The sequence below is a fragment of the Paenibacillus lactis genome (assembly GCF_017873605.1).
Lineage (GTDB): Bacteria > Bacillota > Bacilli > Paenibacillales > Paenibacillaceae > Paenibacillus_AQ > Paenibacillus_AQ lactis.
On sequence record NZ_JAGGKI010000005.1, the window covers coordinates 315,440 to 336,181 of the forward strand.

Genomic DNA, 20,742 nt, shown 5'->3' on the forward strand with positions numbered 1-20,742 from the left:
TTTTGACTTTTCAGCAATTTCACCTAACAACTTATTCCCAAACTTCATTACAACTCCCATATTACGTGTATTCCCGTCCCTAGTAAACACCCCTAGTAATAGACTTATGCCCCATCATCCAAGCCTCTTTATAGACTTGATTTATCCCCTTCAGTTTGTATGGCTTGCTCTCTAAGGAGAAAGCCTATCTCATCCCCATCTGAACCCCAAGCACCAGCAACCCACCGATCTTTCGAACTACTTGTTTCATTCCAAAGCAAAATGGGTATTGGTATTAAACATATTATTGCGGGCATACGGACCTATTCCTAAGGGACAATTTGCTAGCTTATGCATTTTGCATAGATCCATTGGGGCTGGGGAAGGCAGTTGATTAGAACATAGCTGCCTGACTTCAGGCATATCAGAGATTCATGTATGAGACACATACTTTCCCGTGTACGACCAGGGGGTCACAGTCTTGGCATACATTTTCGAATGGGTGTAATAAGGGATTATACTGTTGGGACAACTACACTGCAGATAAAGGTGGAATTTTTTCGATATAAGTCAATGCCGTAACGAAGATTATTGGGCTTACATTGTTAGTCCCCTCCGGGCTTCCTCTTTGATTCTTTCTCCACCATTAAAAAAAACGCGTCTAATCCTATCCATTTTGAGGCTTTTGCTAACTCGTTCGCTTCATTTTCTATGTCTACATAACAAGGCTGTCGCCATCTAGAGCTCTGATACTGAACTTCCCCCACAACGAATTTGGGATCCCCGTGGATGATATGCCAAATGCTCCGCATAATATGGATACTGCTTGTAAAGGGGCGATTGAATGATAGTACTGGAGCATGTAAACAAGGTTTATGAAAATGGCTTTCACGCGTTGAAAGACATTAATCTTGAATTCAAAAAAGGGGAAATTACCGTCCTCATCGGACCGAGCGGCTGCGGCAAATCGACAACGATGAAGCTGATCAATGCGCTCAACACGCCATCATCTGGCCGAGTACTGATTGACGGCAAGGATATCTCCCGATTGAATCCGGTTGAACTGCGGCGCAATATCGGCTACGTCATTCAAAGCGTTGGATTATTTCCGCATATGAATATCGCCAAGAACGCGGGAGTGGTTCCGCGTCTGAAGAAGTGGGATAAAGATAAAATCGAACAAAAAGTAAACCAGCTGCTCGACATGGTCGGGCTTGACCATACAACGTATGGCACACGCTATCCATCCGAGCTAAGCGGCGGGCAACAGCAGCGTGTGGGCGTCGTACGTGCGCTTGCGGCCGATCCGGACATCATCCTGATGGATGAGCCGTTCTCTGCTCTTGATCCCATCAGCCGTGAGCAGCTTCAAGATGAGCTGATCCGGCTGCAGCAGGAGCTCAATAAAACCATTATTTTTGTGACGCATGATATGGATGAAGCTATTAAAATTGCGGATACCATCGTTCTGATGAAGGATGGTGAAGTGATTCAAACGGGCAGACCGGACACCATTTTACGTCATCCCGCAAATGATTTTGTACGTGACTTTATCGGCTCGAAGCGTCTGCAAAACGAAAGCACCTATGAGATTCCGCTTGTAGATGAAGTCATGATTACGAACCCGGTCACTGCATTCCCGAGTCGAGGATTAGCGGAAGCCATCAAGATGATGGAAAGTAAGCGGGTCGATTCGCTGCTGATCGTAGACCGTAACCGGCAGCTTCAAGGAGCGGTTTCGATCTACCGGGTGCTCGACCAATACGGCGAGGAAGGCAAAACCGTAGCGGACGTTATGCATCCCGTTCGTTATTCGGTGGCTTCGGGAAGCACGCTTGCCCAGGCTATTGAGATCATGGACAGCCATCAGCTCAGCAACCTTCCCGTAGTCGACAGCAATAACCGGTTCCTCGGACTCATTACAAGAGGCAGCGTCGTTAAACATCTGGCAGAGGTATATCCAACGATCGTTCCTCCGGAGCAGAACGGAGAGGGTGAGTGATATGAACGCATTTTGGAGTTTCATCACGGATCGTTATCCGGATATCCTGAAGGCTTTGCAGGAGCATCTGGTCCTCTCCTCCTCTGCCGTGCTTTTGGGGACGGTCATTGCCGTACCGATCGGCATTCTGCTCGTGTATAACCGGGTAGGCTGGATCAATCGTTTCGTCTTTTTTATTGCAAACCTGTTTCAAACGGTTCCCAGCCTGGCGCTTCTCGCGATTCTGATTCCGCTGCTCGGCATCGGCATGAAGCCGGCCGTACTAGCCCTGTTTCTATACTCCCTGATGCCGATCCTGCGGAATACCTACGACGGATTTCACTCCGTGGATAAAGGCGTGCTTCAATCGGCCAGGGGGATGGGATACAGCACTGCTCAAACGATTTTGAGAATTCAGCTTCCGTTATCGCTTCCTTACATCATGTCCGGCATCCGCATTACGACGGTGTATATCATCAGCTGGGCAACGCTGGCTTCCTTGATTGGCGCTGGCGGGTTAGGCCATCTTATCGTATCGGGACTTGGGGTGAACAAGCCCGAGATGATATTCGTCGGCGGCATCGGTGCGATTCTCCTGGCACTTGTAGCTGACGCGTTGCTTGGCCTGCTTGAGGGCTGGCTTAGCAAACACTACCATCAGAACCAGACCCGGGACGCTGCGGTATGAGTCACATCAGCCGTAGGCAGCAAACCGGACGGAACAAGGAAGGCGTGATGAATCTGAACAAGCTGAGATGGATCCCGATGTTAGCCTGCATGTTGACTTTGGCTGCTTTTACCTCCGCATGCGGAATTCAAAGCGACATGACAATCGGGACTCAAACCTATACCGAAACCAAGATTATTGCCGAGATGTACAAAGCCCTGATTGAAGACCAAACCGATCTCAACGTGGATATTATCCCGGATCTGGCATCCAGTTCATTGGTCATCAATGCGATGAAAGATAACGATGTTCAAATGGCGACATTATATACCGGTGAGATTTTCAACAACCATTTCCCGATCAGCGGCAGCAAAGACCGTGCCAAGGTCTTGAAGGAAGCGCAAGAAGGATTTCAGGAACACTTCGGATTCACTTGGATGAATCCTTTGGGCTTTGAGAATACGTACGCATTCACGGTAAGAAAGGATCTTGCCGAAACCAATGGGTATACCAAAATTTCCGATGTCAAAAAAGACATGGCCAACATGAAGCTTGGAGTAGACACCACCTGGCTGGAGCGAAGCACCGATGGATATCCGGCCTTCTCCAAAGCGTATGGCATTACATTCGGACAGGTTTTCCCCATGGAGATCAGTCTGGTATACAGCGCGGTAGCCAATCAGCAGGTGGATATCGTGCTAGCCTATTCGACGGATTCCCGGCTGAAAGCCTACGAATTGCAAACCCTTAAGGATGACAAGCAATTCTTCCCTCCTTATGATGCAAGCCCGGTATTGCGCTCAGACCTATTGAAAAAGCATCCTGAAATTGAGGAGGCAATTGCGCCTTTAATCGGTCGCCTGGATGCGGATACGATGATATCGCTTAATTATCAGGTGGACATTGAGAAGAAAAGCGAGCGGGAGGTCGCCATCGCGTACTTGAAAGAGCAGGGTCTCTTGAACAGCTAAAGGAGGGTAAGCATGGAAAGTGAACATTTAACATTTGCAGACTTTTTGTCGTATATATCACGAAATCAGGGGTTGCTCTGGGAGTACTTCCTCCAGCATATCATGATGGTCGCTATCGGTCTGGGACTGGCATTCATCGTCGGCGTGCCGCTGGGCATCCTGTGCTCCAAAAGCAAATGGGCAGCCAAAATCATTTTGTTTATCACCAACATCCTTCAAGTGGTGCCGAGCTTGGCCATGTTAGTGGTGCTCATGTTATGGATGGGTCTCGGAACGACAACGGTCATGGTTGGACTCTTCCTGTACTCATTGAATCCCATCACGCGCAATACGTATGTTGGGTTACAACAGGTGGAGGCCAGCTACCTAGAATCGGGAAAAGGCATTGGCATGAGCCCCTTCCAACTGCTGGTCCAGGTGCGTTTTCCGCTTGCACTGACGTATATCATGTCGGGACTGCGCATTGCAGCCGTCATTGCCATCGGCGTAGTCACGATTGCTCCCCTCGTTGGAGGAGGCGGGCTGGGGCGGGAGATCTATGCTGGGCTGAACAGCAATAACTCCCTGCGAATCTTTGCAGGCGCCATTCCTGCCGCGGTGCTGGCGATTGTCGCGGATGTTGTGCTTGGTATTTTGCAGCGTAAAATGGATCTGTCCAAACGAAAGTCAGACGGTGCGGCTCCATCTGCTGCGAAAGCACAGAAGCCGGCCTAATGGTTGATAAATGTAAAAGCGCATTACTACTGCACGGGGTGTCCTGAAAAGATCTAAGATCTTGCGAGGTGCCCCGTCTTTCGGGTGTCGGATGCTCCGCTTGGGTGACATCACTTGAAAGTGATATCAACAGATTGAGCATGTCATAGTGATGGCTCGGACCCTTCAATGAGTTCAGAATATTGAACGGGAATTGTTCAACCCTTGCTAAGGATTCAAACAAAATGCTACAATATACCATATAAGCACACGTCGACTATAGTCTTTAGAACGCTTAAAGAGCCATTCTTTGAGCCGATCTAAAGGCTTTTTTTGTTGTGTCTGCATGTTTGAACGCTAGGGATTATAATGGAATGGAGATGATGGAGATGGAAAGTTTGCCTTGTAAAGGCTGTAAAGGGATGTGCTGCGGACCTGTTCCGATTACTCAACAAGAACGAGTGAAAATTAAAAAGGCCATCCGGAAAATGCCTGCTAAACAACGTTTGGAATTACGGAACCAGGAGCGTTTTCCCGGAACATGCATCTTCTTTGACGAACGACATGATCGATGCGGCATTCATTCGGTACGGCCATCCATTTGCAATGCATTCGGTTTTTATAACAACTTGGTCTGCTTTAAAAGCCCCCAAACGGCCTCTGCCCAAAAATACGAAGCTAACGAACGGCCGATCGGTCTATTAAGCGTGGATTTCACTTGGAAGGATTTTGATTGAGGCGATTCCATAGTGCTGTTATCGATACTTCGACCAAATTGCGAAGCTCCCCTTACGGCACCAGGTTTTATTATTTCTATCGCCGAGGGGAGCGAATCACGATCTTGCGAGACGCCCTTTTCTTTCGGTTGACGCTCCGTGCTGGGTTGGATGTCCTGATTAGTGGTTAGCATCGAGTGACTTCAATTTCTTGAAATATTTCCTCCAGCCTCGTCCAGTTCTCTCCTATCTTCAAGTCGGGGATTCCTTCAACCAGTCATTTAAGCCATTGGTAATCACTTATACTGCTTTAGCTTAAATTCTTCTATAATTTCAATATTTCTCTTGTTGTTCACATAATCCCTAATATGATCTTTAATGTTTGGATAGAGTACTATATCATCTAATTTATCGATTTGAACCCATTTAACGTTGGTCTGGTTATGATCTGGCTTCGCTGGTAAAGCTGGGCTTCCGGACGAAATTCTGCAATCAAACATTAAACTCAAGCTATGCCCTGTTCCATGATTATAAGCGTTTAAATGAGGGGCATATTCATACACGAAAGCTAATGGCCCCACTTCAACGTCTATATTTGCCTCTTCACGCGCTTCTCGCTTGACGGCTTCAACTATGGATTCACCTGGTTCCGCTCCACCTGCAGGTAAATTGTAATGAACGCCATGTTCATCATTAAATTCAACTAATAAAATCGAATCATTCTCAATGATTAGTGCACATGCTCTAACTCTTATATGGTGCATGTTTTTCTCCTTCGTGTTATATAGCTTCGCCTCAGCCGGCAGGCAGCGTAAGCCATTGTTATGGATGTTTATGCCTTACATCAAATTGTCTATGCCTCATCTCGAAATTGCAACACATTCCCTAACGGTTCTTTCAAGTACCTCGATGACTTCTTTCAAATCAAGAATCTCTAATTCTTGCTCCTTCGCCTCATCTTTCTTAGCAAAATCAACTTCAATATCCTTAATTAAATCTGGGAGGTATCTATAATCAATCTCTTCAATCTCTATGGGCTTTACTTCCATCGGTCTATAAGAGACGGAATAATGGTCAATCAGTTTTCCATTTAGTCTCCAAAAATCTCGATAATACTTTAACTGCGCTTCCTTCTTTTCCGGTTGAGGCAGCCACTTGATTTTCTTGTTATAAATGTCTTCGACCCAAATAACATCCGATATTAAATGATAGAAGTATCCGCGGTAAAATGGTTCATTCATAGAACTCAGGTACTTATCTTTGAATCCAAGGTAATCTGCTGTAATTTGCCCGTCATTATTAGTCTTCACAAAATGAGAAATTGCTTTTGGTGTATTCATATTTTTATGTACATCTGGCGCGATCCCGCCTAAGTAAAATTGGTCATCATCAATCTGTAACTCTTGAGCAAGACGTGCAGTTATACAATAATGCATGACTCTAGATCCCATGGTTATCTCCTTTGCATAGTTTTTCTGAGAGCGTTTCTTACCCTTCATGAATCTCCGATTTAATTGAAAATGTATCTTTAAACTCAAAGTAAAAGTGAAGCAACTCATATTGAGTTGGTTCAGATCAGCTATTGAGGAATACTGAACTGCTTTTTTGTACATTTTATTCAACACGACACCGCATTAAGTATACCGTTTATATTTATTTTAATTATGTAATGGTTCTATTTTTTATTAATTTATTTCGTAACTAATTACCCAATAAAGCTGTTACTAATAATAAGAGAAAGGAAAATCAATGATTTAAATTATTGAAATTATTAACGATTGAAAAATCTACCGAATTGGATTATTGCCAACAATATTATGAAAACCTGATGTAATGTAGTTCAAATTAAGCCCAGTGTGTCAAATAAACACCATGAAGCACATGGATTAGACTTTTTATTTAAAATCATTGTATCTAATATACTCAAAAAATAGTTACTAGTTATAAAGTGTTTACATTTCCAGCATTGTTTGGCAACATTTAATGCATACTAACGCTCTTTCCCCCATATAAGGAAGGATGTGTAATTTTATTAGTTTCTTCTATATATCAACTTGGGACATTTACAACTAGGGAATTAAATTGAAATATTTCAAGTTTAAATAGTGGAGAAAAATTACTCTAATATTAGTAGTACTTTGTCATAGTATTCTTAGGTAGTATATACAATACTTTGAATTTCTGTGAACTAGAGGTGAAAATCAGCTATGAAAAATAGAAACATAACAGGTATTGTAGTGGCCGTAATTTATTGTATTGTCCTTTATGCGATTTTAATTGATGCACCCCCTGGTGAAGTTCCAAATAATCCGCTATGGGTATACTCATTGATTCCACTTGGAGCTGTTGTAATTACCTCTCTTTTTGATTATGTGATTAAGTTCGATTTCTTCAAAAAAAAGAAAAAGTGAATGGAGTTTAAAAAATGACAAAATTGAAAATTTGCTAACACATTTTTGGCAGCAATTCTACTCTCTACATCTATTTCAATCCCAGCTTTCGCTCAAGATCAGGAAAACTCACCATATTCTTTGCCAGTATCACAAATGGATCAATTTGTGAGTTTCTCAGACTTAGTTAAAAGCACAACCAGTAATTCTGTTACTTTTACAGATGGTTCTAAATTAGTTCAATACGACAACTACTATATTGCAACAGATTCAAATGGAGAAGAAGAGTTCAAAATCACAAAAGTTAATGATAATAAAGTAAAGACTGAAAACCTGCAAACCGGCGAAAGTGAATTATGTAATTAAAGAAGTTGAAACCATTCAAGAAGATCTCAGTTCCTCTCCACAAGTATTAGCAGCTGGTTTTGTATATAAAGGAGCGAAAAAAAATTCAACCGAACTACAATATGCCACTGCCTCTGCGGTAGCAGGCATACTTGCTTCCTTTATAGGGGGACCTTTTACTGGACCAATAATGGGGATTCTCGTTAGTTTTGGTGGTTATTACCTTTCCATACATGCACCAAGGGCCTATTGGATAACAAAAACATACACTAAAGAAGAAAGGGTAACTGATGCTTATGCGACTCTAACCATTAGGAAAGACCACCACTATTATAAATATCATGATCATACTGGTTTTATTGATACTGCTTCCACAATTCAGGTCTGCATGCCTTATGGTTGTGGTCCAGTCGAAGAATATTAATATATAAATCTTTGTTTCTTATTAAGGTCGGCGGGCTCATTTTTCTGGCTCCTTTACATTCCATGATTGGAAAACAACGATCAAATGCTATTTTTTGATGTCCACTATACTTTGTTCGCACATCTGTTCTACTTTCTAAAGTTTTCTTGCCTTGATAACGAAGGTTACAGGGAACATCTTCGCTCTTTTTACGAAATTATTGTTTTCATCCTGCATTTGTATGATTTCACTGTCGGTTTCTTCAATCATTTGTTCAATGACAAACCCTGCCTTCGCCAACGCATTGATATAGGTTGATAGTTTTCGGTCAGATAAGGTTAGGTCCCCTTGGCAAAAATCAGGAGATACCGGATACCACGATTCATCGAAATAACGCTTATTCAAAACAAATCTATTATTTTCTTCAACAACACATTTATGTATAGGATGAGACCAACTGAAGATAAAGACGCCTTCTTTTTTTAAATAAGAAGCGATCCGACTAAACGTGCCTTCAAGGTCGGTTGTCCAGCCAATGGCATAGATCGAATAAACGAAGTCAAAATAATCCTCGGGTATGCCGCATTCTTCTTCCATCGGAGAACGGATCAAATTTGCCGAAAGTCCGCATGCCGTCAAATGCTGCTTGGCCTTTTCAATCTGCTTTTCCGATATATCTATCCCCCATAGTTCGGATGCTTGGCGTTCCCCATGATATTGCAAGGATTGACCGTTTCCACAGCCTATTTCAAGCATCTTTTTTCCTGAAACATCGCCAAACAGCTGGCATTTCTCTTCTGAAAGAGGTATTAACCGACCGGACATGATGCTAAATACTTTAGCACTTCCTTCAAAGAATACTGTTTCGTACTTTCTTTTGATATGCAAACCATCCTTGTTCTCTCTATATCTAAATCGGTCGTATTCTTTTTGTGGGACTTCCGTATACTCCTCTTCATTTATGTTATAGGTTACTTTATCTTTGTAGCCCTTTAGATTTTCCCTAATTTCCTTCCACTCATTAATATTGAACTGTAATGAATGATGGTACAGCACTAAATCATTATTAGATGAATCCCAGAACCATCGCTGTAAATACTCGGTTAACGGGTTATCTCTGATCGGTAAATATAATATTTTATCAACATTTCTACTAATTAAAACAAGCTTAGAGGCGAGCATTTTTAATCCATGCCCGTTGGAAAAGATCATAAAATCATTCTTTCGAAACTCCCCAACATACATGTGATTCAATAAAAACTGGGGGACTAGAATCTGATAAGCTCTATTCCCTATGGTGATTTGTTTTGCATAAAAGGATAAAGTCTTCATATACCTCTGCTCAGCCCTTCCCTTACAATTCGCATTAATTCTTCTTTATGATCTGGGTGGCATGCGATTAAGTAAGGCTCCTCATTCATTCCTGTAAATAAATTTCCTTCAAAATCGATCACGACACCTCCGGCTTCCTGTACCATCAATACGCCTGAATATAAATCGTCTCCTTCAGAATTAAAAAGTACAATTCCATCAATATCTCCCTTAGCGAGCATGCACCATTGAAGGGTTGGTGCCCATAATCTCATCATCCTTTTAAATCGGACATCGATGAATTGCCTTAGCTTAACCGCTCTTGGATCATTTTGCACTTTGTGCCCTTGAATCCAACCAATGTTTCCTTTGAATAGATTGGGCTTAGACTTCACCTGTATTGGTTTATCGTTACAATAAGTGCCTTCACCAATAACCGATACGAACAATCGATCTGTCATCGGTTCATATACCACACCAAGCACCGGTATTCGCTTGTACATCAACGTAATCGAAGTCGTAAAGACAGGCAGGCCAATTGCAAAATTATTAGTTCCGTCTAAAGGATCAACCAGCCATAACCAGTCGTTCTGCAAACCAATAACCCCAGCCTCTTCGCTATGTATCTGATGAGTTGGAAATGCAGCTTGAATCTGTTTAATAATAATCTCCTCAGCCATATGATCGACTTCCGTCACTACATCCCCAAACTCATCTTTGGATCTCAGCTCAATAAAATTATCAAACCTGTCTTTGGCTATCAGGCCCGCTTCTCGAATCATTTTAATCGATATTTCTTTTGCAAGTTGGATAGTCTGCTGATCCATTTAGCACCTCATATTTTATTAATTGGATAACACTCCTGAATTCATGACGTCTATCGCAATCGGATATCAGCACTCCACATGTGGATTGTTCTTACGATCTCTGTTGCCCTCGGATTTCGTTGAATTCCTGAGTTCCTATGGTGAAATCCGAGGACAAAGGAGAACGCTTCGCTTCTTCAGAACAATTCCGCCTGCTCCGTTGAAGCTTTCCTGGTGGGCAAGTCCCTTTTGGGACTTGCTTGCTTCTTTGCCTGGCAGCCCAATTTTTTATATTATTGTTCGGGGCATCCCCGACACCTACTCATAGTTTTTTGTTGTTAATTCAAGCATTTTGGATTCATAATGAAAACCCAGAATACTCAATTCTTTAATTATATATTCATTTAATTCTTCAGTACGATTTGTCATAACACCTGTTTCTTGAAGGTCAACGATACATGCCAGCTTATTTTCCACACTTGCTTCTCGAAAGTATCTTTGGACTTCATTGATTAATTCTCGATAATCAACATCTAGATCAATACTATAGACCGGTCCCAACTCCTCCGACGAGATTCTTTTAATACCAATTCCATTTATGGTTTGAAGGGCTACTTCTTTCGAACGCTTCTCTAACATATCTTTACGATATTTTTGGGGATCCTTTGCTGAAATCCCTAATCCCTCAATTAACTTTTCTTTAACATATAATAAGTGAGGATCTTCGGAAGGATCCGTATTATCATCAATATCAGGCTCATCGTCCAAAAAGAACAAACTTGTTAAATCCCTATATGAAAGAAAAAGTCCTAAAAAATCAATAATATTATTTGCAAGTAGTGTTACGTGATATTCTTCGAAAGGTAATGCTTGTACAAAGACAATTGGAGCATCTTCTAAATCATCAATAGAACCGAAATCGGTCAAAAATCCAAAATGTTCCCCGCCAATTGCCGTTAATGCAAAGGGGATGACATCTAGCGGGTGACCATTATAAGCAAATTCAGGATCTTGATTGCTAAGATCATAATCGATATAAACATGGAGGATATCATCTAGCTCCACACCTAAATCGCTGCTTACCTGCCTATTAATTTCTTTCAATTTCTCTAAGGTTTTTGGGATCGGGTATCTTCGGTCGCCTCGTCCAAACATTTGGTTTTCCTCACTTTTCTTTTCATCTGTTTATTTTCTTGCTTATTCTTTGTCTTCGCGCTGATTTCCCATAACGTTTTTGTAAATAACAACTAAACAGCTGTCAGGATTTGATGCGAGAAGGGCTTTCCTCCTGTCATGAACACAATACCTATCTGATCCTCATGGCTTCAAGAGAAGCTACCACACCTCTTAATCCTTCGAAAATATTCTTCGATCTGAAATAATGGTTCCAAGCACATATCTAGAATCATATTTTATTTTGACTAAAATCTCTTCATCTTCTTCACCCTTAATACCAACAATATGTAAAGGGCCTTTGGAATCCATGGAATCGGCAGAAAAAACAAACGTTATTTCAAACGCTTTGTAACCCTTAGCAAATACATAGTCATACCCGTATCGCTGTTGGTCATTCGAAATAGAATGAATACTGATCGGATGATCACTAAGTCTTGATTCACTAATCCATTTTGTTATTAAATCGTTATGTTCAGACTCTATGGAGTTATACTCATACGAGTAGATGTCATGTAAATCAAAACTTTCATCGGTTTCAGCATTTCCATTACAGCCAATGGTAATAAAGAGTAGGCCAAAAATAAGATGAATTTGCAAAGATTTTCTCATGGATTCTCCTTCGAACTTGAGATTCAAAGCGTCCTTGACACGACACAGCCTTATATAGCTCTTATCTTAGGCTGGTTCGTTTGTCGCTTGAGTAATATCTGTACTTGATACCTGGCAGCCAAGGGGCGAATGCCCGCTAGGTGCGTGTTGTTTTATTGGACAGCTGAATCTCCTTTTTATTTAATCTGAAATCGTTTTGCACCAAACAAACATCTTTCCTAACTCATGAAATCCGACTTTAGTGTAGACGCGCAACGCATCGTCCGGCTCAGGATCTAAAGTCCACATTCCCCCGTGATTTATATAGAGCTTACTTACACCTAATCTCTTCAACAAATGCATACATTCATATAACAAATTGGTAGCTAAACCTTTTCTTCTATGGGTTGGAGCAGTTCCAAACGGCTCAATAATTGCAATATGGTTATGGGTGTCATGCCATATATTTGCGAACCCTACCACTTGGTTTAGTTCATCAACAACTACTAAATCTAATTCCTGCCTGTACGTTGGAGTAGTCATTAATCGGTTGTATATGTCCATGTTGGGCTCGGTTAGTCCAGCTGACCCGCTCATGATTATAACCTTTTGATATAGATCACTCGATTGAATTGCTCTTACGGTATATCCTTCGGGAAAATGCGGCTCCGGTATGCTGGATGCAAGATCCATTACACCGGAATACATATACCATGTATGTTGAACAAATCCCCTGCTCCTCAGAATCATTGATCGGGCCTGATCTTCTGGATAACCCCATATGTACACTTCTTGCCCACTTCGATCCTCAAGCGATGTGCCATAGTATGTTGTTTCTGCCCATGCAAAAATCTCATCCTCAAGATGCGCATACCTAGGGCAGGTAACGCAATATAAGATCCGGTAATATCCTGGCCATATTGCACCGATTATTGTGTTGTCCTCTATTGCGATAATTACTAACTTTTTGAAAAATTCCTCACCGCCAAACGAACGGTTGTAATCCATGTCACCGAGACTCGGATAGAATCGTCTGTTGGGTTCTTCAAATTTTCGGACGATGATGTCGCGTATCGCCTCATAATCATCTTCACCTGCATAAGGCCTGAACACAATACTCATATCTAAACCACCGTCCCTTGGATTTTTAGAGATATTGAATCTATTTTTAGGACTCCACGCGATACAAAAGAAGCCAAGGGCCAACCCCTCTGCAACGTAAATAAATTGTTATATCTAGTTGGCGCCCCCAAGAAATCCTTAAAAGATCCCTTCGACTATGGGCACTCCTTCTTCCAATCTTTCTTGGCTCTCAGCAATGTAAGTACTAGTCCAATCATCTAAATTTGAAAGATCAAAACTCCGGTACATTCCGATATAAACGATAAACTCCCTTAGTCGCAGAAATAAACTCAAATTATTTAATGATTCATCATCAATATTTCTGTATCGTTCATATCCTTTAAGAAAACACTTTAAAAATTTCCTGGCCTGTTTATTCCGTTCCGGTATCGAATCATTAAGCACCACATAAACCATGTAAAAAATTTGAATTGCGATATCTTCTTCGTACCAGCTATATTGGCATTCATCAAAATCAAAAAGCGTCATTTTATTATGATCGATAAAGAAGTTTCCTACATTAATATCCCCATGAATAAGTCCATATTTATCTTCTTTTTTTAAATTATTTATCTGACTAGTGAGTTGCTTGAAACTTTCAAACACACGATCCTGATTCGAGGGAATATATTTCTTTATATCCTTTAAATAAGAGTTCTCCGTCCAATCATGACTCATGAATTCTTTTCTGCTTGGTACATATGTTCTTGATAGTTTATGAATTTGTCCTGTTAGTTCCCCGCACATCTCTGAGAGGGGATCATTATTCATACACTCAGGGTAACAAATCTTCTTTCCCGGTGCCTTCTCAAACGAAGTAATAATGAAATAGGAGTTATCAAGTTCCAGAACCTCAACATATCTGTCAGCTTTGGACGCGATTGGTTTACTTACAGACACTCCATTATTATAAAGATATTGGACCCACTCTATTTCCCCACATACATGATTTGAATGCCTGTGGGAACTATGCGTTATTCTTAAAATATATAGCTTATCCTTCTTAGGATATTCATAGACAAAGTTTTGAAAACCACCGATATACTTTAAATCTGACAAATCTATTCCAAAAAACTTCGCAGCATCCTCAAGTATATGCTCATTCATCAGTTCTTTTATATGTTGCTCCATTGCGCTCACCACCAAAGAAATTCTGAACACTAAAAATAACTTGTGCTTCGTGAATATATTGTTAGATGATGCCTCCGAGAGTTCATCGAATCCCCCTCATCATCTACAATTCAATATTGCATCCCTCAAACGGCATATCTCTTTCGATGAACTTAACTGCTTCAGTAATAGCATTCTTTTGAAATATAGATAGATTATCTTCATTCCCATCCCAGTGACCAAGCCACCAGAAAAAAGAACTGATATTTCGATATTCCATAAATAAAGGAATTCTTCGAATCCAATCATAATCTAAATTGTTATTCTTCAAGTAACCCTCTAAAAACGAAGATAGAAAATGCTTGGCAAAATCATTTTTCGATCCCCATTCTTGGTAATGTGAGCCCCACCATACAGCGTGTGCAGCTGCGATTCCGATATCAAGCGCAAACCAACCGTGCAATGAATCATCAAAATCAAATACCGTGATATCCCCTTGATGAATGAGAAAATTATAGGGATGAAAGTCATTATGAATTAATCCATAGGAGTCATTGTTCTTAGACAGAGACGCTAATTGTTTTTCAATGGATAAAAGTTTCCCAAGAAGTAACGAATAGTTACCTTTATGTAAATGCGGGTTATTGATCTCCGCTGGTCTCCATTCCATCCTTTTTAGCTCTGGTTCACCTGGGTCATACGATCTTGTTAATCTATGCATGAGTCCCATTGTCGAGCCCCATCTATAAAGCAAATGCGGTCCCCATAACTTCGGGGACTCATTAAAGAACTTTCCAAAAGCCCCTTCAAACACAACTGCTATAAAGCATTTTTCATGATCTCTGCAACTTGTCGTTAGGCTTCCTTCTAATGTTTGGATTGGTAATGAGGCGCGAACACCATTCTCAGCCAAATACCGAACCCAATGAACTTCGGACTGAATCATCATTTCGTATTCGACTGGTTTTTCCGACAAACGTAGAAAGTAGCTCTTATTGCCTTTAATGTATTTGTATACCTCGTTTGTTGAGTTACTTACAAACTCTAATGAATGCATATCAAATCCGAAAGCACCAGCCGCTTGCGAAAGTATTTCATTACTAACCAATGCGATCCCACTTCCTTCTCTCCATAGCCGCCTCCAAACTCAGCTGCAGCCCCTCGGTTACTTCCGAGGTTGAATTTTACTTATTTCTATGAACTCGCTCGGTATAGCAATGCCTTCCCCCAGCCTTACAACTTGAACTATCGGGGCATGGTGTTGATCGATGTATTCATGTATATCGATATAGGAATTCACATAGGCTTGTGTGCATTCTCTACCATTACTGCAGTCATATTCAAAACCAATCCCTATCCCTTTTTCTTCCTCAATCATTTTACATTCAAGGATATGAGCATAGTCAGCAATATATATTGGGAAATCCGCCATTGGAAGAGAAATCTCAAGCAACACGTCCCCAATATATTTTCTTGTAAGCTCGTACCCCAAATCATTGTAATATTGGCTTTCGGTTAACCATGCCGGCAGAGGATCAATAAAACCTTCAACAAGATGACATCCGAATAACTCTTCCGGTGGATCAGGACAAGCTACTTCACGTCGTGCCCACAGACCTTCAGCCATGATGTTTGGGATATTTCCTTCATAAGTATAATGATAAAAGGTAAAATAGCCCTCTGTACTTACATTTAATTTTGCCTTGTCGGTAGAATAATTTAAGTCTTTTAAGGTCCTTTTTCTGTTCTGCAAAAAGGTTTGGCCCAATCTCAAAACGTTCACTCTCCTTACGAGGGGATTACAGTTTCCACGAAAAGACCCAGCCTTAGATACTCTTACTCTTATCTTAGGCTGGGTTGTTTGTTGTCTGAGCTTCTTCCATGATTATACATCTGGCAGTCAAAGGGCGATAGCCCCTTAGCGTGATTATGGTACTATGCAAGAACAGCGGTGACCCAAAAACATATGGCCGTAATCACGGATAACGGTGTAAATATGTACTTCTCTTTTTTACTTTTAGATAAAGCGTTCATTACGGAATTGATGGATAAATATACGGCAAAGAAGAAACATAGCCCTTTTGTAATTCCACTTGAGAATATGAAGGGGATAAGTCCTGCTGTTTGTAACAGGATCAATATTGCAAACCATTGAATCAATACAGAAAAGGCACACATATATCTCATGCTGGTCGGCATAATTCTATATTTACCTCCCATGGCAAACTCTCCATAGGGCAATCCTAATGCAAGAAGAATATATAATATGGATGCGATAAAAAAAGCCACACTTCCTATAACTGCTGCTATCATACGATCCCTCCAATCGCTATAATATCTATTCGCATTGAACGTTGCGTATTCACAAGACCTGGCAAATGCCAAGGTGTCTGCTATGAACGCCTCGCTCCCGCCTCTCAGAGTCCATCTGTCTGATGCCTTTTCCAATGCGTAAATTCCTTTATTTAGTACAAAGGTCAATGTGCCGTTTTAGAGACATCATGATCCACTATAACTGCATTCGTTTGTTTAAATATTTGTTTTGCTCATGTTGATTTTCCTGATCCCGGAAACCCTGACATTTGTAAAAAGAACATAATGTTCCTCCTCACAAAAAATAAATGTGTTCAGGCATTAAATAGGTATCAGATGATGCTCCGGTCTTCCTTGAAATTCTATAAAATTTCCCCTAAATATGTTTTTATGTGGGTTCCTTTACTATAAGAATTAATAAGACTTCTGATTCCTACAGGAAACAACGGTTCTTCCATTATGTTTTCAATTTCTATCCATTCAATTCCTATCTGATTCTTGTCCATTACTGCCCCATCTGTTACACCAGATTCTTTCAGAATCCCACTAAATATAAATTCAACTCTATGAATATCTTCATCTAGAAAGCATTCCCTAACAAATAGCAATTCATGGACCTCTATTTCATATCCTGTTTCCTCTGTACATTCTCTGACCAGACATTCTTTAAGCATCTCGCCAGGTTTTTGCCCTCCTCCAGGCAATAAATAAAATACTTCATTCTTTTCTTCTAGCTTGGTTACAAGTAATTTATTATTATGTATGATTAGCCTTGGATGAATTCCTTATCTTCATTGAAATCTCCCTCGGTATATTTACTAAATTATTAGAAGAATGTGTTAATAACATGTTAACTGAAGCAATCCCCTTTTCGAATCACCCATCTAATCATTTGGATCCGGATAAACGGATTAAAGGCTTATGCCTTTACTGGACCAGATCCATTATTATGGGAAATTCCGTACAATTGATTCAACCCGCTGCTCAGAATACTGGTAATCATAAGTGCAATGGTTCGTGGAGATTGCTGCATTCCAGTTTCGATCCAGTTCAGAAGAATGCTGAGATTGGAGGCAGCCAAGTAAGCAATCATATAGTCCTTCGGAACGATCGTGTCGGCCAAATCAGGTCGGATATCGAGGATTTTGGAGAGATGGTGTTCTTTCAAAAATTCCTTAATTCGAACGGCAAACGCAGGATCTCCATTAGGACCAAGGATAACCTTGAAGAAATCGGCGTGCTCGCCGTAATATTCGATAACCTTCACCATTGCGGGATCAGGTTCATTTTTGACAGCGTAGGAGAGATAGTTGTAAGGATTCAGATTCTTCATCCTCTCTGACAAGCCCGCCCATATGTCAGCCTTCACCCGTTCGAGTAAATCGATTGCATCTGTATAGTGTAAGTAGAAGGTGCTGCGGTTTAAACCGGCATTCTCCGTTATATCACTAACGGTAATACGGGAGGGTCCTTTTTCCTCCAGCACCTTTATGAGAGCTTTGTATAATAGTGCTTTTGTTCTTACCTTTCGTCGATCCATTTTCTCAGCCATACCGATCCACCTCTGATTTTTTTTGAGAAAATCTACAGTTCTTATCGCAATTATCGATTAAGCGACAGATCTGAATATTATCAATGATTGAATAGGTCATTAATTTTTTTTAATATACAATCATACAATATGTTATTCAACAGTTTGTCGATTAACTCTGATCGATTTCCTAAAAATTCATGAATTGGAGGCAAGACTGACATGGGCGTATGGGATTACTTTACACCTGAGCAACAGGAAAGACTTAGTAAGAGAATAGAACAAGTCAAAAATGAGTTGGGACTGGAGGAATTTAAGCGATTAAGAAGGGAGTCAAATGAAGTCGTCTCCAAACTAATCAAAGGATTTGAAGAGGGAGTCCCTCCCGAAAATGAAGAGATTATAGCTTTAGCCAAACGTTTAGATGAAAGTCAGGCTATATTCAATGAACGAGATCCTGAGATTGAAGGAACGATTGAACGATTTCACATTGAAAACCCCGATGAGAAAGATCATGGGATGGATTTGAAAATCTACAGATATATTGAGAAAGCGAAGTCTTACATATAATAAGAGGCCGTCATGCCTCCTCTAGAGCATCCCATCATCAGAGTAGCTCCAGTGCAGCGGTGGCTGACGACCTTTTTTTCTATATAGTCACACTCGAGTCTGTCAGTTCAAAATACCACTCTAGAAAGTAGTTAAAGCTTTTCCATTGCGGATCCAATGTACCAGCAAAAAAATCCGCCATCTGCTGGCCTAATCCTAAGCCTAACACTGCGTCAGTGCTCTTATTATAAAAAAAGCCAAACTCCCCTTCAAAGTTATCTAACGGAATATACTCTTGAGGCAGCTTTAAAACAACATGAGTTCTCTCCATGCCTAACCTATAATCCGAAGAATTGATCATAAACCAACAAATCTGATAGATTTGACGTCGTCTACTTAAGAAAGTCGGCCCATCCTCTGCATGCAAATAAAACGCTGCAAAATCTGAATCCAAATCGATCCCTAACTTTACTAATGCGTGTTCATATTCCTCTGTAGTGTCTTCAAACCACCAGTTTTTGCTTTTGCAATAATTGATCACTTTTTCTGAAAGCATCTTCACTGCTCCTTCGATAATGTTATCGTTTATAGCCAGGCTGTTCTAATGTTATAGGCGTTGGATTGTTGAGCACCCAATGAACTGCCAGCTCGCACAATCTTGCAGGTTCATCATTTCCATTTCCGCTTTGAAGCTCCCTTGCTAATGTTACTGCCTCCTGAAGTGAAGCGGGATTTAACGGTATACCCAGGCTAAAGTAATGAATCAAACTACTGAGCATTTTACGAAAATGATTATCCCAGTTTATACCGCCATTATCTAAAATTTCGTAAGACACCTTACCCGTAATCCGGATAACTTCACCTTGTACGGTTGCCGCGTGGCCCTTTGAAGGTATAAGTAAATTCCAAAGTTCATGATGCTGCGCCTGCCATCCCTTGGTTGATACGGTTATCGTAGAGACGCCGTCATGCGTCTTTCGCTTCTTTACTGGGGGAACATCAAATAACTCATATAGTCGTAGAAGTGCCTCATCGGTCTGACTCAAATATTCTTTATTAAACCCTTCTCTGTGAAATTCAAAGTCGTTTCCGATTCGCTTAATCGAATCTTTCATTTCCGGCGTTACCGTTGTTCCAGCGTTCAGCAAAAGCTCGGCAACCTCCGCCATACTGACAATATCCGCATTCCTGCACGTTGCCAAAGCCTTTTCTAGTGGATTCTGTCTCATCTTATTCTTTGCGTTAATGTTTGCACCTTTAGTAACCAACGTGTGAACCGATTTGGATTTAAATGAACCGGCGGCTGCAAATAAAGGGGTCTCGTCTTGATAATCAGCGGCTTCTATGTCTGCACCCAAATCAATAAGCAATTCAGTATTACCGTTCCAGCTCATGGCATGTTTATGTAAAGCCGTTCTTCCGTAATTGTCCCTAGCATTTAGATCAGCCCCCTGTTCCACGAGCCATCGAACCAATTCATCCGGAATATTGAAAAAGCTCAAGGCCGTTGATTTGCTGTAGCCGCCGCGGGCATCCCATTCGCATTTGGTAAATACCTCTTTTAATGCCGCTATATCGCCTGCATCGATTAGCTCGTCAAAATTTCTTGGTAAGGTTTTTTTCTTCTTGCCCAATATGCTTTCTCTCCTTACGTCAGAGTTTATATATTTTCTTCATCACCATATAAACCCTACATTTTACCATCTTTTTAATTTATGTAGTATTGTTGTATTAAATATAAGACTTCATCTTCCTTATCAAAACGCAAACCAATGCAAAATTTTAGTTATGATCATTCCTTAAAATGTTCATAACGGACATAAAACGCTCTAATATAAATGCACCCTATTCTTGCTTTTCCATCAGGCTCAATAAAATAATCAACTTGAGCTTTGTCATAATGTGGGGTCCAATCGTAGCCCCCTTCAAGATACTTTAAGATGAATGAGTCGAAGTCAAAATGTATACAAGCACAGTTACCATCATCTATTGTTCCATGCTTTCTTATGTACTCAAATAATCTGTCTTTTTCTTCCTTAGGAATAACTGCGATAAAACCATAATCGAGTCCCATCAACTATCCCCGCCTAA

At 40.8% G+C, this 20,742-nt stretch carries 25 protein-coding genes and 1 pseudogene; 9 read left to right on the forward strand and 17 right to left on the reverse strand.

What is annotated here, in order from left to right; all coding sequences use genetic code 11:
- Positions 1 to 823: 823 nt before the first annotated feature.
- From J2Z18_RS12480 to J2Z18_RS12500, 5 genes are all read left to right on the forward strand, one after another.
- On the forward strand, positions 824 to 1,981 hold the full coding sequence (locus tag J2Z18_RS12480; RefSeq protein ID WP_007127825.1) for an ABC transporter ATP-binding protein: 1,158 nt from the start codon (positions 824 to 826) through the stop codon (positions 1,979 to 1,981).
- Position 1,982: 1 nt separating this feature from the next.
- Positions 1,983 to 2,648, forward strand: a complete 666-nt coding sequence (locus tag J2Z18_RS12485) for an ABC transporter permease (protein WP_007127824.1) — start codon at positions 1,983 to 1,985, stop codon at positions 2,646 to 2,648.
- Positions 2,649 to 2,695: 47 nt separating this feature from the next.
- On the forward strand, positions 2,696 to 3,598 hold the full coding sequence (locus J2Z18_RS12490) for an osmoprotectant ABC transporter substrate-binding protein (RefSeq protein WP_100085151.1): 903 nt from the start codon (positions 2,696 to 2,698) through the stop codon (positions 3,596 to 3,598).
- Positions 3,599 to 3,610: 12 nt separating this feature from the next.
- A complete protein-coding gene (locus J2Z18_RS12495; protein WP_007127822.1) occupies positions 3,611 to 4,312 on the forward strand; it encodes an ABC transporter permease in 702 nt (233 codons plus the stop codon).
- Positions 4,313 to 4,680: 368 nt separating this feature from the next.
- Entirely contained in the window at positions 4,681 to 5,028 is a 348-nt protein-coding gene (locus J2Z18_RS12500; protein ID WP_083832582.1) for a YkgJ family cysteine cluster protein, read from the forward strand.
- Positions 5,029 to 5,303: 275 nt separating this feature from the next.
- On the opposite strand, the gene J2Z18_RS12505 is transcribed toward J2Z18_RS12500, so the two are convergent.
- Both J2Z18_RS12505 and J2Z18_RS12510 read right to left on the reverse strand, forming a co-directional pair.
- A complete protein-coding gene (locus tag J2Z18_RS12505; protein ID WP_007127821.1) occupies positions 5,304 to 5,771 on the reverse strand; it encodes an NUDIX domain-containing protein in 468 nt (155 codons plus the stop codon).
- Between the two features lie 96 nt (positions 5,772 to 5,867).
- Complete coding sequence (locus J2Z18_RS12510; protein ID WP_007127820.1) at positions 5,868 to 6,458, reverse strand: hypothetical protein; 591 nt, start codon at positions 6,456 to 6,458, stop codon at positions 5,868 to 5,870.
- Positions 6,459 to 7,214: 756 nt separating this feature from the next.
- Between J2Z18_RS12510 and J2Z18_RS12515 the strand changes: the two genes are divergently transcribed.
- From J2Z18_RS12515 to J2Z18_RS30415, 3 genes are read left to right on the forward strand one after another with little or no spacing between them, the layout of a single operon-like run.
- Positions 7,215 to 7,418 carry a hypothetical protein gene (locus J2Z18_RS12515; RefSeq protein ID WP_007127819.1) on the forward strand — a complete coding sequence of 68 codons (204 nt, stop codon included), beginning with the start codon at positions 7,215 to 7,217 and terminating at the stop codon, positions 7,416 to 7,418.
- Positions 7,419 to 7,463: 45 nt separating this feature from the next.
- Positions 7,464 to 7,763 carry a hypothetical protein gene (locus tag J2Z18_RS30410; protein ID WP_244152626.1) on the forward strand — a complete coding sequence of 100 codons (300 nt, stop codon included), beginning with the start codon at positions 7,464 to 7,466 and terminating at the stop codon, positions 7,761 to 7,763.
- Entirely contained in the window at positions 7,747 to 8,166 is a 420-nt protein-coding gene (locus J2Z18_RS30415) for a hypothetical protein (protein ID WP_244152625.1), read from the forward strand. Before J2Z18_RS30410 ends, J2Z18_RS30415 begins: the two co-directional genes overlap by 17 nt.
- 135 nt (positions 8,167 to 8,301) lie before the next feature.
- On the opposite strand, the gene J2Z18_RS12525 is transcribed toward J2Z18_RS30415, so the two are convergent.
- The 12 genes and pseudogenes from J2Z18_RS12525 to J2Z18_RS12575 form a co-directional block, all read right to left on the reverse strand.
- Positions 8,302 to 9,033, reverse strand: coding sequence for a class I SAM-dependent methyltransferase (locus tag J2Z18_RS12525; RefSeq protein ID WP_373872041.1), 732 nt, complete (start codon positions 9,031 to 9,033; stop codon positions 8,302 to 8,304).
- Between the two features lie 440 nt (positions 9,034 to 9,473).
- A complete protein-coding gene (locus J2Z18_RS12530) occupies positions 9,474 to 10,283 on the reverse strand; it encodes an inositol monophosphatase family protein (protein ID WP_007127816.1) in 810 nt (269 codons plus the stop codon).
- 297 nt (positions 10,284 to 10,580) lie between these two features.
- Positions 10,581 to 11,417, reverse strand: a complete 837-nt coding sequence (locus J2Z18_RS12535) for a hypothetical protein (RefSeq protein WP_007127815.1) — start codon at positions 11,415 to 11,417, stop codon at positions 10,581 to 10,583.
- A gap of 192 nt (positions 11,418 to 11,609) precedes the next feature.
- On the reverse strand, positions 11,610 to 12,047 hold the full coding sequence (locus J2Z18_RS12540; RefSeq protein ID WP_007127814.1) for a hypothetical protein: 438 nt from the start codon (positions 12,045 to 12,047) through the stop codon (positions 11,610 to 11,612).
- Between the two features lie 180 nt (positions 12,048 to 12,227).
- Positions 12,228 to 13,148, reverse strand: coding sequence for a GNAT family N-acetyltransferase (locus J2Z18_RS12545; RefSeq protein ID WP_007127813.1), 921 nt, complete (start codon positions 13,146 to 13,148; stop codon positions 12,228 to 12,230).
- A gap of 138 nt (positions 13,149 to 13,286) precedes the next feature.
- Positions 13,287 to 14,279: a phosphotransferase enzyme family protein gene (locus tag J2Z18_RS12550; protein WP_007127812.1), complete on the reverse strand. Its 993-nt coding sequence runs from the start codon at positions 14,277 to 14,279 to the stop codon at positions 13,287 to 13,289.
- Between the two features lie 103 nt (positions 14,280 to 14,382).
- Complete coding sequence (locus tag J2Z18_RS12555) at positions 14,383 to 15,366, reverse strand: phosphotransferase enzyme family protein (protein WP_040737868.1); 984 nt, start codon at positions 15,364 to 15,366, stop codon at positions 14,383 to 14,385.
- A 57-nt stretch (positions 15,367 to 15,423) separates the two neighbouring features.
- Positions 15,424 to 16,032 (reverse strand): hypothetical protein, encoded by a 609-nt coding sequence (locus tag J2Z18_RS12560; protein ID WP_007127810.1) that lies wholly within the window; start codon positions 16,030 to 16,032, stop codon positions 15,424 to 15,426.
- A gap of 161 nt (positions 16,033 to 16,193) precedes the next feature.
- Positions 16,194 to 16,571, reverse strand: coding sequence for a hypothetical protein (locus J2Z18_RS12565; RefSeq protein WP_210094787.1), 378 nt, complete (start codon positions 16,569 to 16,571; stop codon positions 16,194 to 16,196).
- Between the two features lie 170 nt (positions 16,572 to 16,741).
- Positions 16,742 to 16,855, reverse strand: a pseudogene (locus J2Z18_RS30420) (AAA family ATPase); the annotation flags it as partial.
- Positions 16,856 to 16,933: 78 nt separating this feature from the next.
- Positions 16,934 to 17,353: an NUDIX domain-containing protein gene (locus J2Z18_RS12570; RefSeq protein ID WP_083832570.1), complete on the reverse strand. Its 420-nt coding sequence runs from the start codon at positions 17,351 to 17,353 to the stop codon at positions 16,934 to 16,936.
- Positions 17,354 to 17,490: 137 nt separating this feature from the next.
- The gene (locus tag J2Z18_RS12575) at positions 17,491 to 18,123 is read right to left on the reverse strand and encodes a TetR/AcrR family transcriptional regulator (protein ID WP_007127807.1); all 633 of its coding nucleotides are present in this window, start codon (positions 18,121 to 18,123) and stop codon (positions 17,491 to 17,493) included.
- Positions 18,124 to 18,324: 201 nt separating this feature from the next.
- Here J2Z18_RS12575 and J2Z18_RS12580 point away from each other — a divergent pair, with 201 nt between their 5' ends.
- Complete coding sequence (locus J2Z18_RS12580; RefSeq protein ID WP_007127806.1) at positions 18,325 to 18,672, forward strand: TipAS antibiotic-recognition domain-containing protein; 348 nt, start codon at positions 18,325 to 18,327, stop codon at positions 18,670 to 18,672.
- Between the two features lie 79 nt (positions 18,673 to 18,751).
- On the opposite strand, the gene J2Z18_RS12585 is transcribed toward J2Z18_RS12580, so the two are convergent.
- The 3 genes from J2Z18_RS12585 to J2Z18_RS12595 all read right to left on the reverse strand — a co-directional run bounded on the left by J2Z18_RS12585 (position 18,752) and on the right by J2Z18_RS12595 (position 20,728).
- Positions 18,752 to 19,207 (reverse strand): hypothetical protein, encoded by a 456-nt coding sequence (locus J2Z18_RS12585; protein ID WP_210094788.1) that lies wholly within the window; start codon positions 19,205 to 19,207, stop codon positions 18,752 to 18,754.
- A 22-nt stretch (positions 19,208 to 19,229) separates the two neighbouring features.
- Positions 19,230 to 20,285: an ankyrin repeat domain-containing protein gene (locus J2Z18_RS12590; RefSeq protein ID WP_007127804.1), complete on the reverse strand. Its 1,056-nt coding sequence runs from the start codon at positions 20,283 to 20,285 to the stop codon at positions 19,230 to 19,232.
- Positions 20,286 to 20,443: 158 nt separating this feature from the next.
- Positions 20,444 to 20,728: a hypothetical protein gene (locus tag J2Z18_RS12595; protein ID WP_138919302.1), complete on the reverse strand. Its 285-nt coding sequence runs from the start codon at positions 20,726 to 20,728 to the stop codon at positions 20,444 to 20,446.
- Between the last annotated feature and the right edge of the window lie 14 nt (positions 20,729 to 20,742).

Coding starts and splice junctions, on each gene's coding strand:
- J2Z18_RS12480 (WP_007127825.1), top strand. CDS start 824: ATGATAGTACTGGAGCATGTAAACAAGGTTTATGAAAATGGCTTTCAC.
- J2Z18_RS12485 (WP_007127824.1), top strand. CDS start 1,983: ATGAACGCATTTTGGAGTTTCATCACGGATCGTTATCCGGATATCCTG.
- J2Z18_RS12490 (WP_100085151.1), top strand. CDS start 2,696: ATGAATCTGAACAAGCTGAGATGGATCCCGATGTTAGCCTGCATGTTG.
- J2Z18_RS12495 (WP_007127822.1), top strand. CDS start 3,611: ATGGAAAGTGAACATTTAACATTTGCAGACTTTTTGTCGTATATATCA.
- J2Z18_RS12500 (WP_083832582.1), top strand. CDS start 4,681: ATGGAAAGTTTGCCTTGTAAAGGCTGTAAAGGGATGTGCTGCGGACCT.
- J2Z18_RS12505 (WP_007127821.1), bottom strand. CDS start 5,771: ATGCACCATATAAGAGTTAGAGCATGTGCACTAATCATTGAGAATGAT.
- J2Z18_RS12510 (WP_007127820.1), bottom strand. CDS start 6,458: ATGGGATCTAGAGTCATGCATTATTGTATAACTGCACGTCTTGCTCAA.
- J2Z18_RS12515 (WP_007127819.1), top strand. CDS start 7,215: ATGAAAAATAGAAACATAACAGGTATTGTAGTGGCCGTAATTTATTGT.
- J2Z18_RS12530 (WP_007127816.1), bottom strand. CDS start 10,283: ATGGATCAGCAGACTATCCAACTTGCAAAAGAAATATCGATTAAAATG.
- J2Z18_RS12535 (WP_007127815.1), bottom strand. CDS start 11,417: ATGTTTGGACGAGGCGACCGAAGATACCCGATCCCAAAAACCTTAGAG.
- J2Z18_RS12540 (WP_007127814.1), bottom strand. CDS start 12,047: ATGAGAAAATCTTTGCAAATTCATCTTATTTTTGGCCTACTCTTTATT.
- J2Z18_RS12545 (WP_007127813.1), bottom strand. CDS start 13,148: ATGAGTATTGTGTTCAGGCCTTATGCAGGTGAAGATGATTATGAGGCG.
- J2Z18_RS12550 (WP_007127812.1), bottom strand. CDS start 14,279: ATGGAGCAACATATAAAAGAACTGATGAATGAGCATATACTTGAGGAT.
- J2Z18_RS12565 (WP_210094787.1), bottom strand. CDS start 16,571: ATGATAGCAGCAGTTATAGGAAGTGTGGCTTTTTTTATCGCATCCATA.
- J2Z18_RS12575 (WP_007127807.1), bottom strand. CDS start 18,123: ATGGCTGAGAAAATGGATCGACGAAAGGTAAGAACAAAAGCACTATTA.
- J2Z18_RS12580 (WP_007127806.1), top strand. CDS start 18,325: ATGGGCGTATGGGATTACTTTACACCTGAGCAACAGGAAAGACTTAGT.
- J2Z18_RS12585 (WP_210094788.1), bottom strand. CDS start 19,207: ATGCTTTCAGAAAAAGTGATCAATTATTGCAAAAGCAAAAACTGGTGG.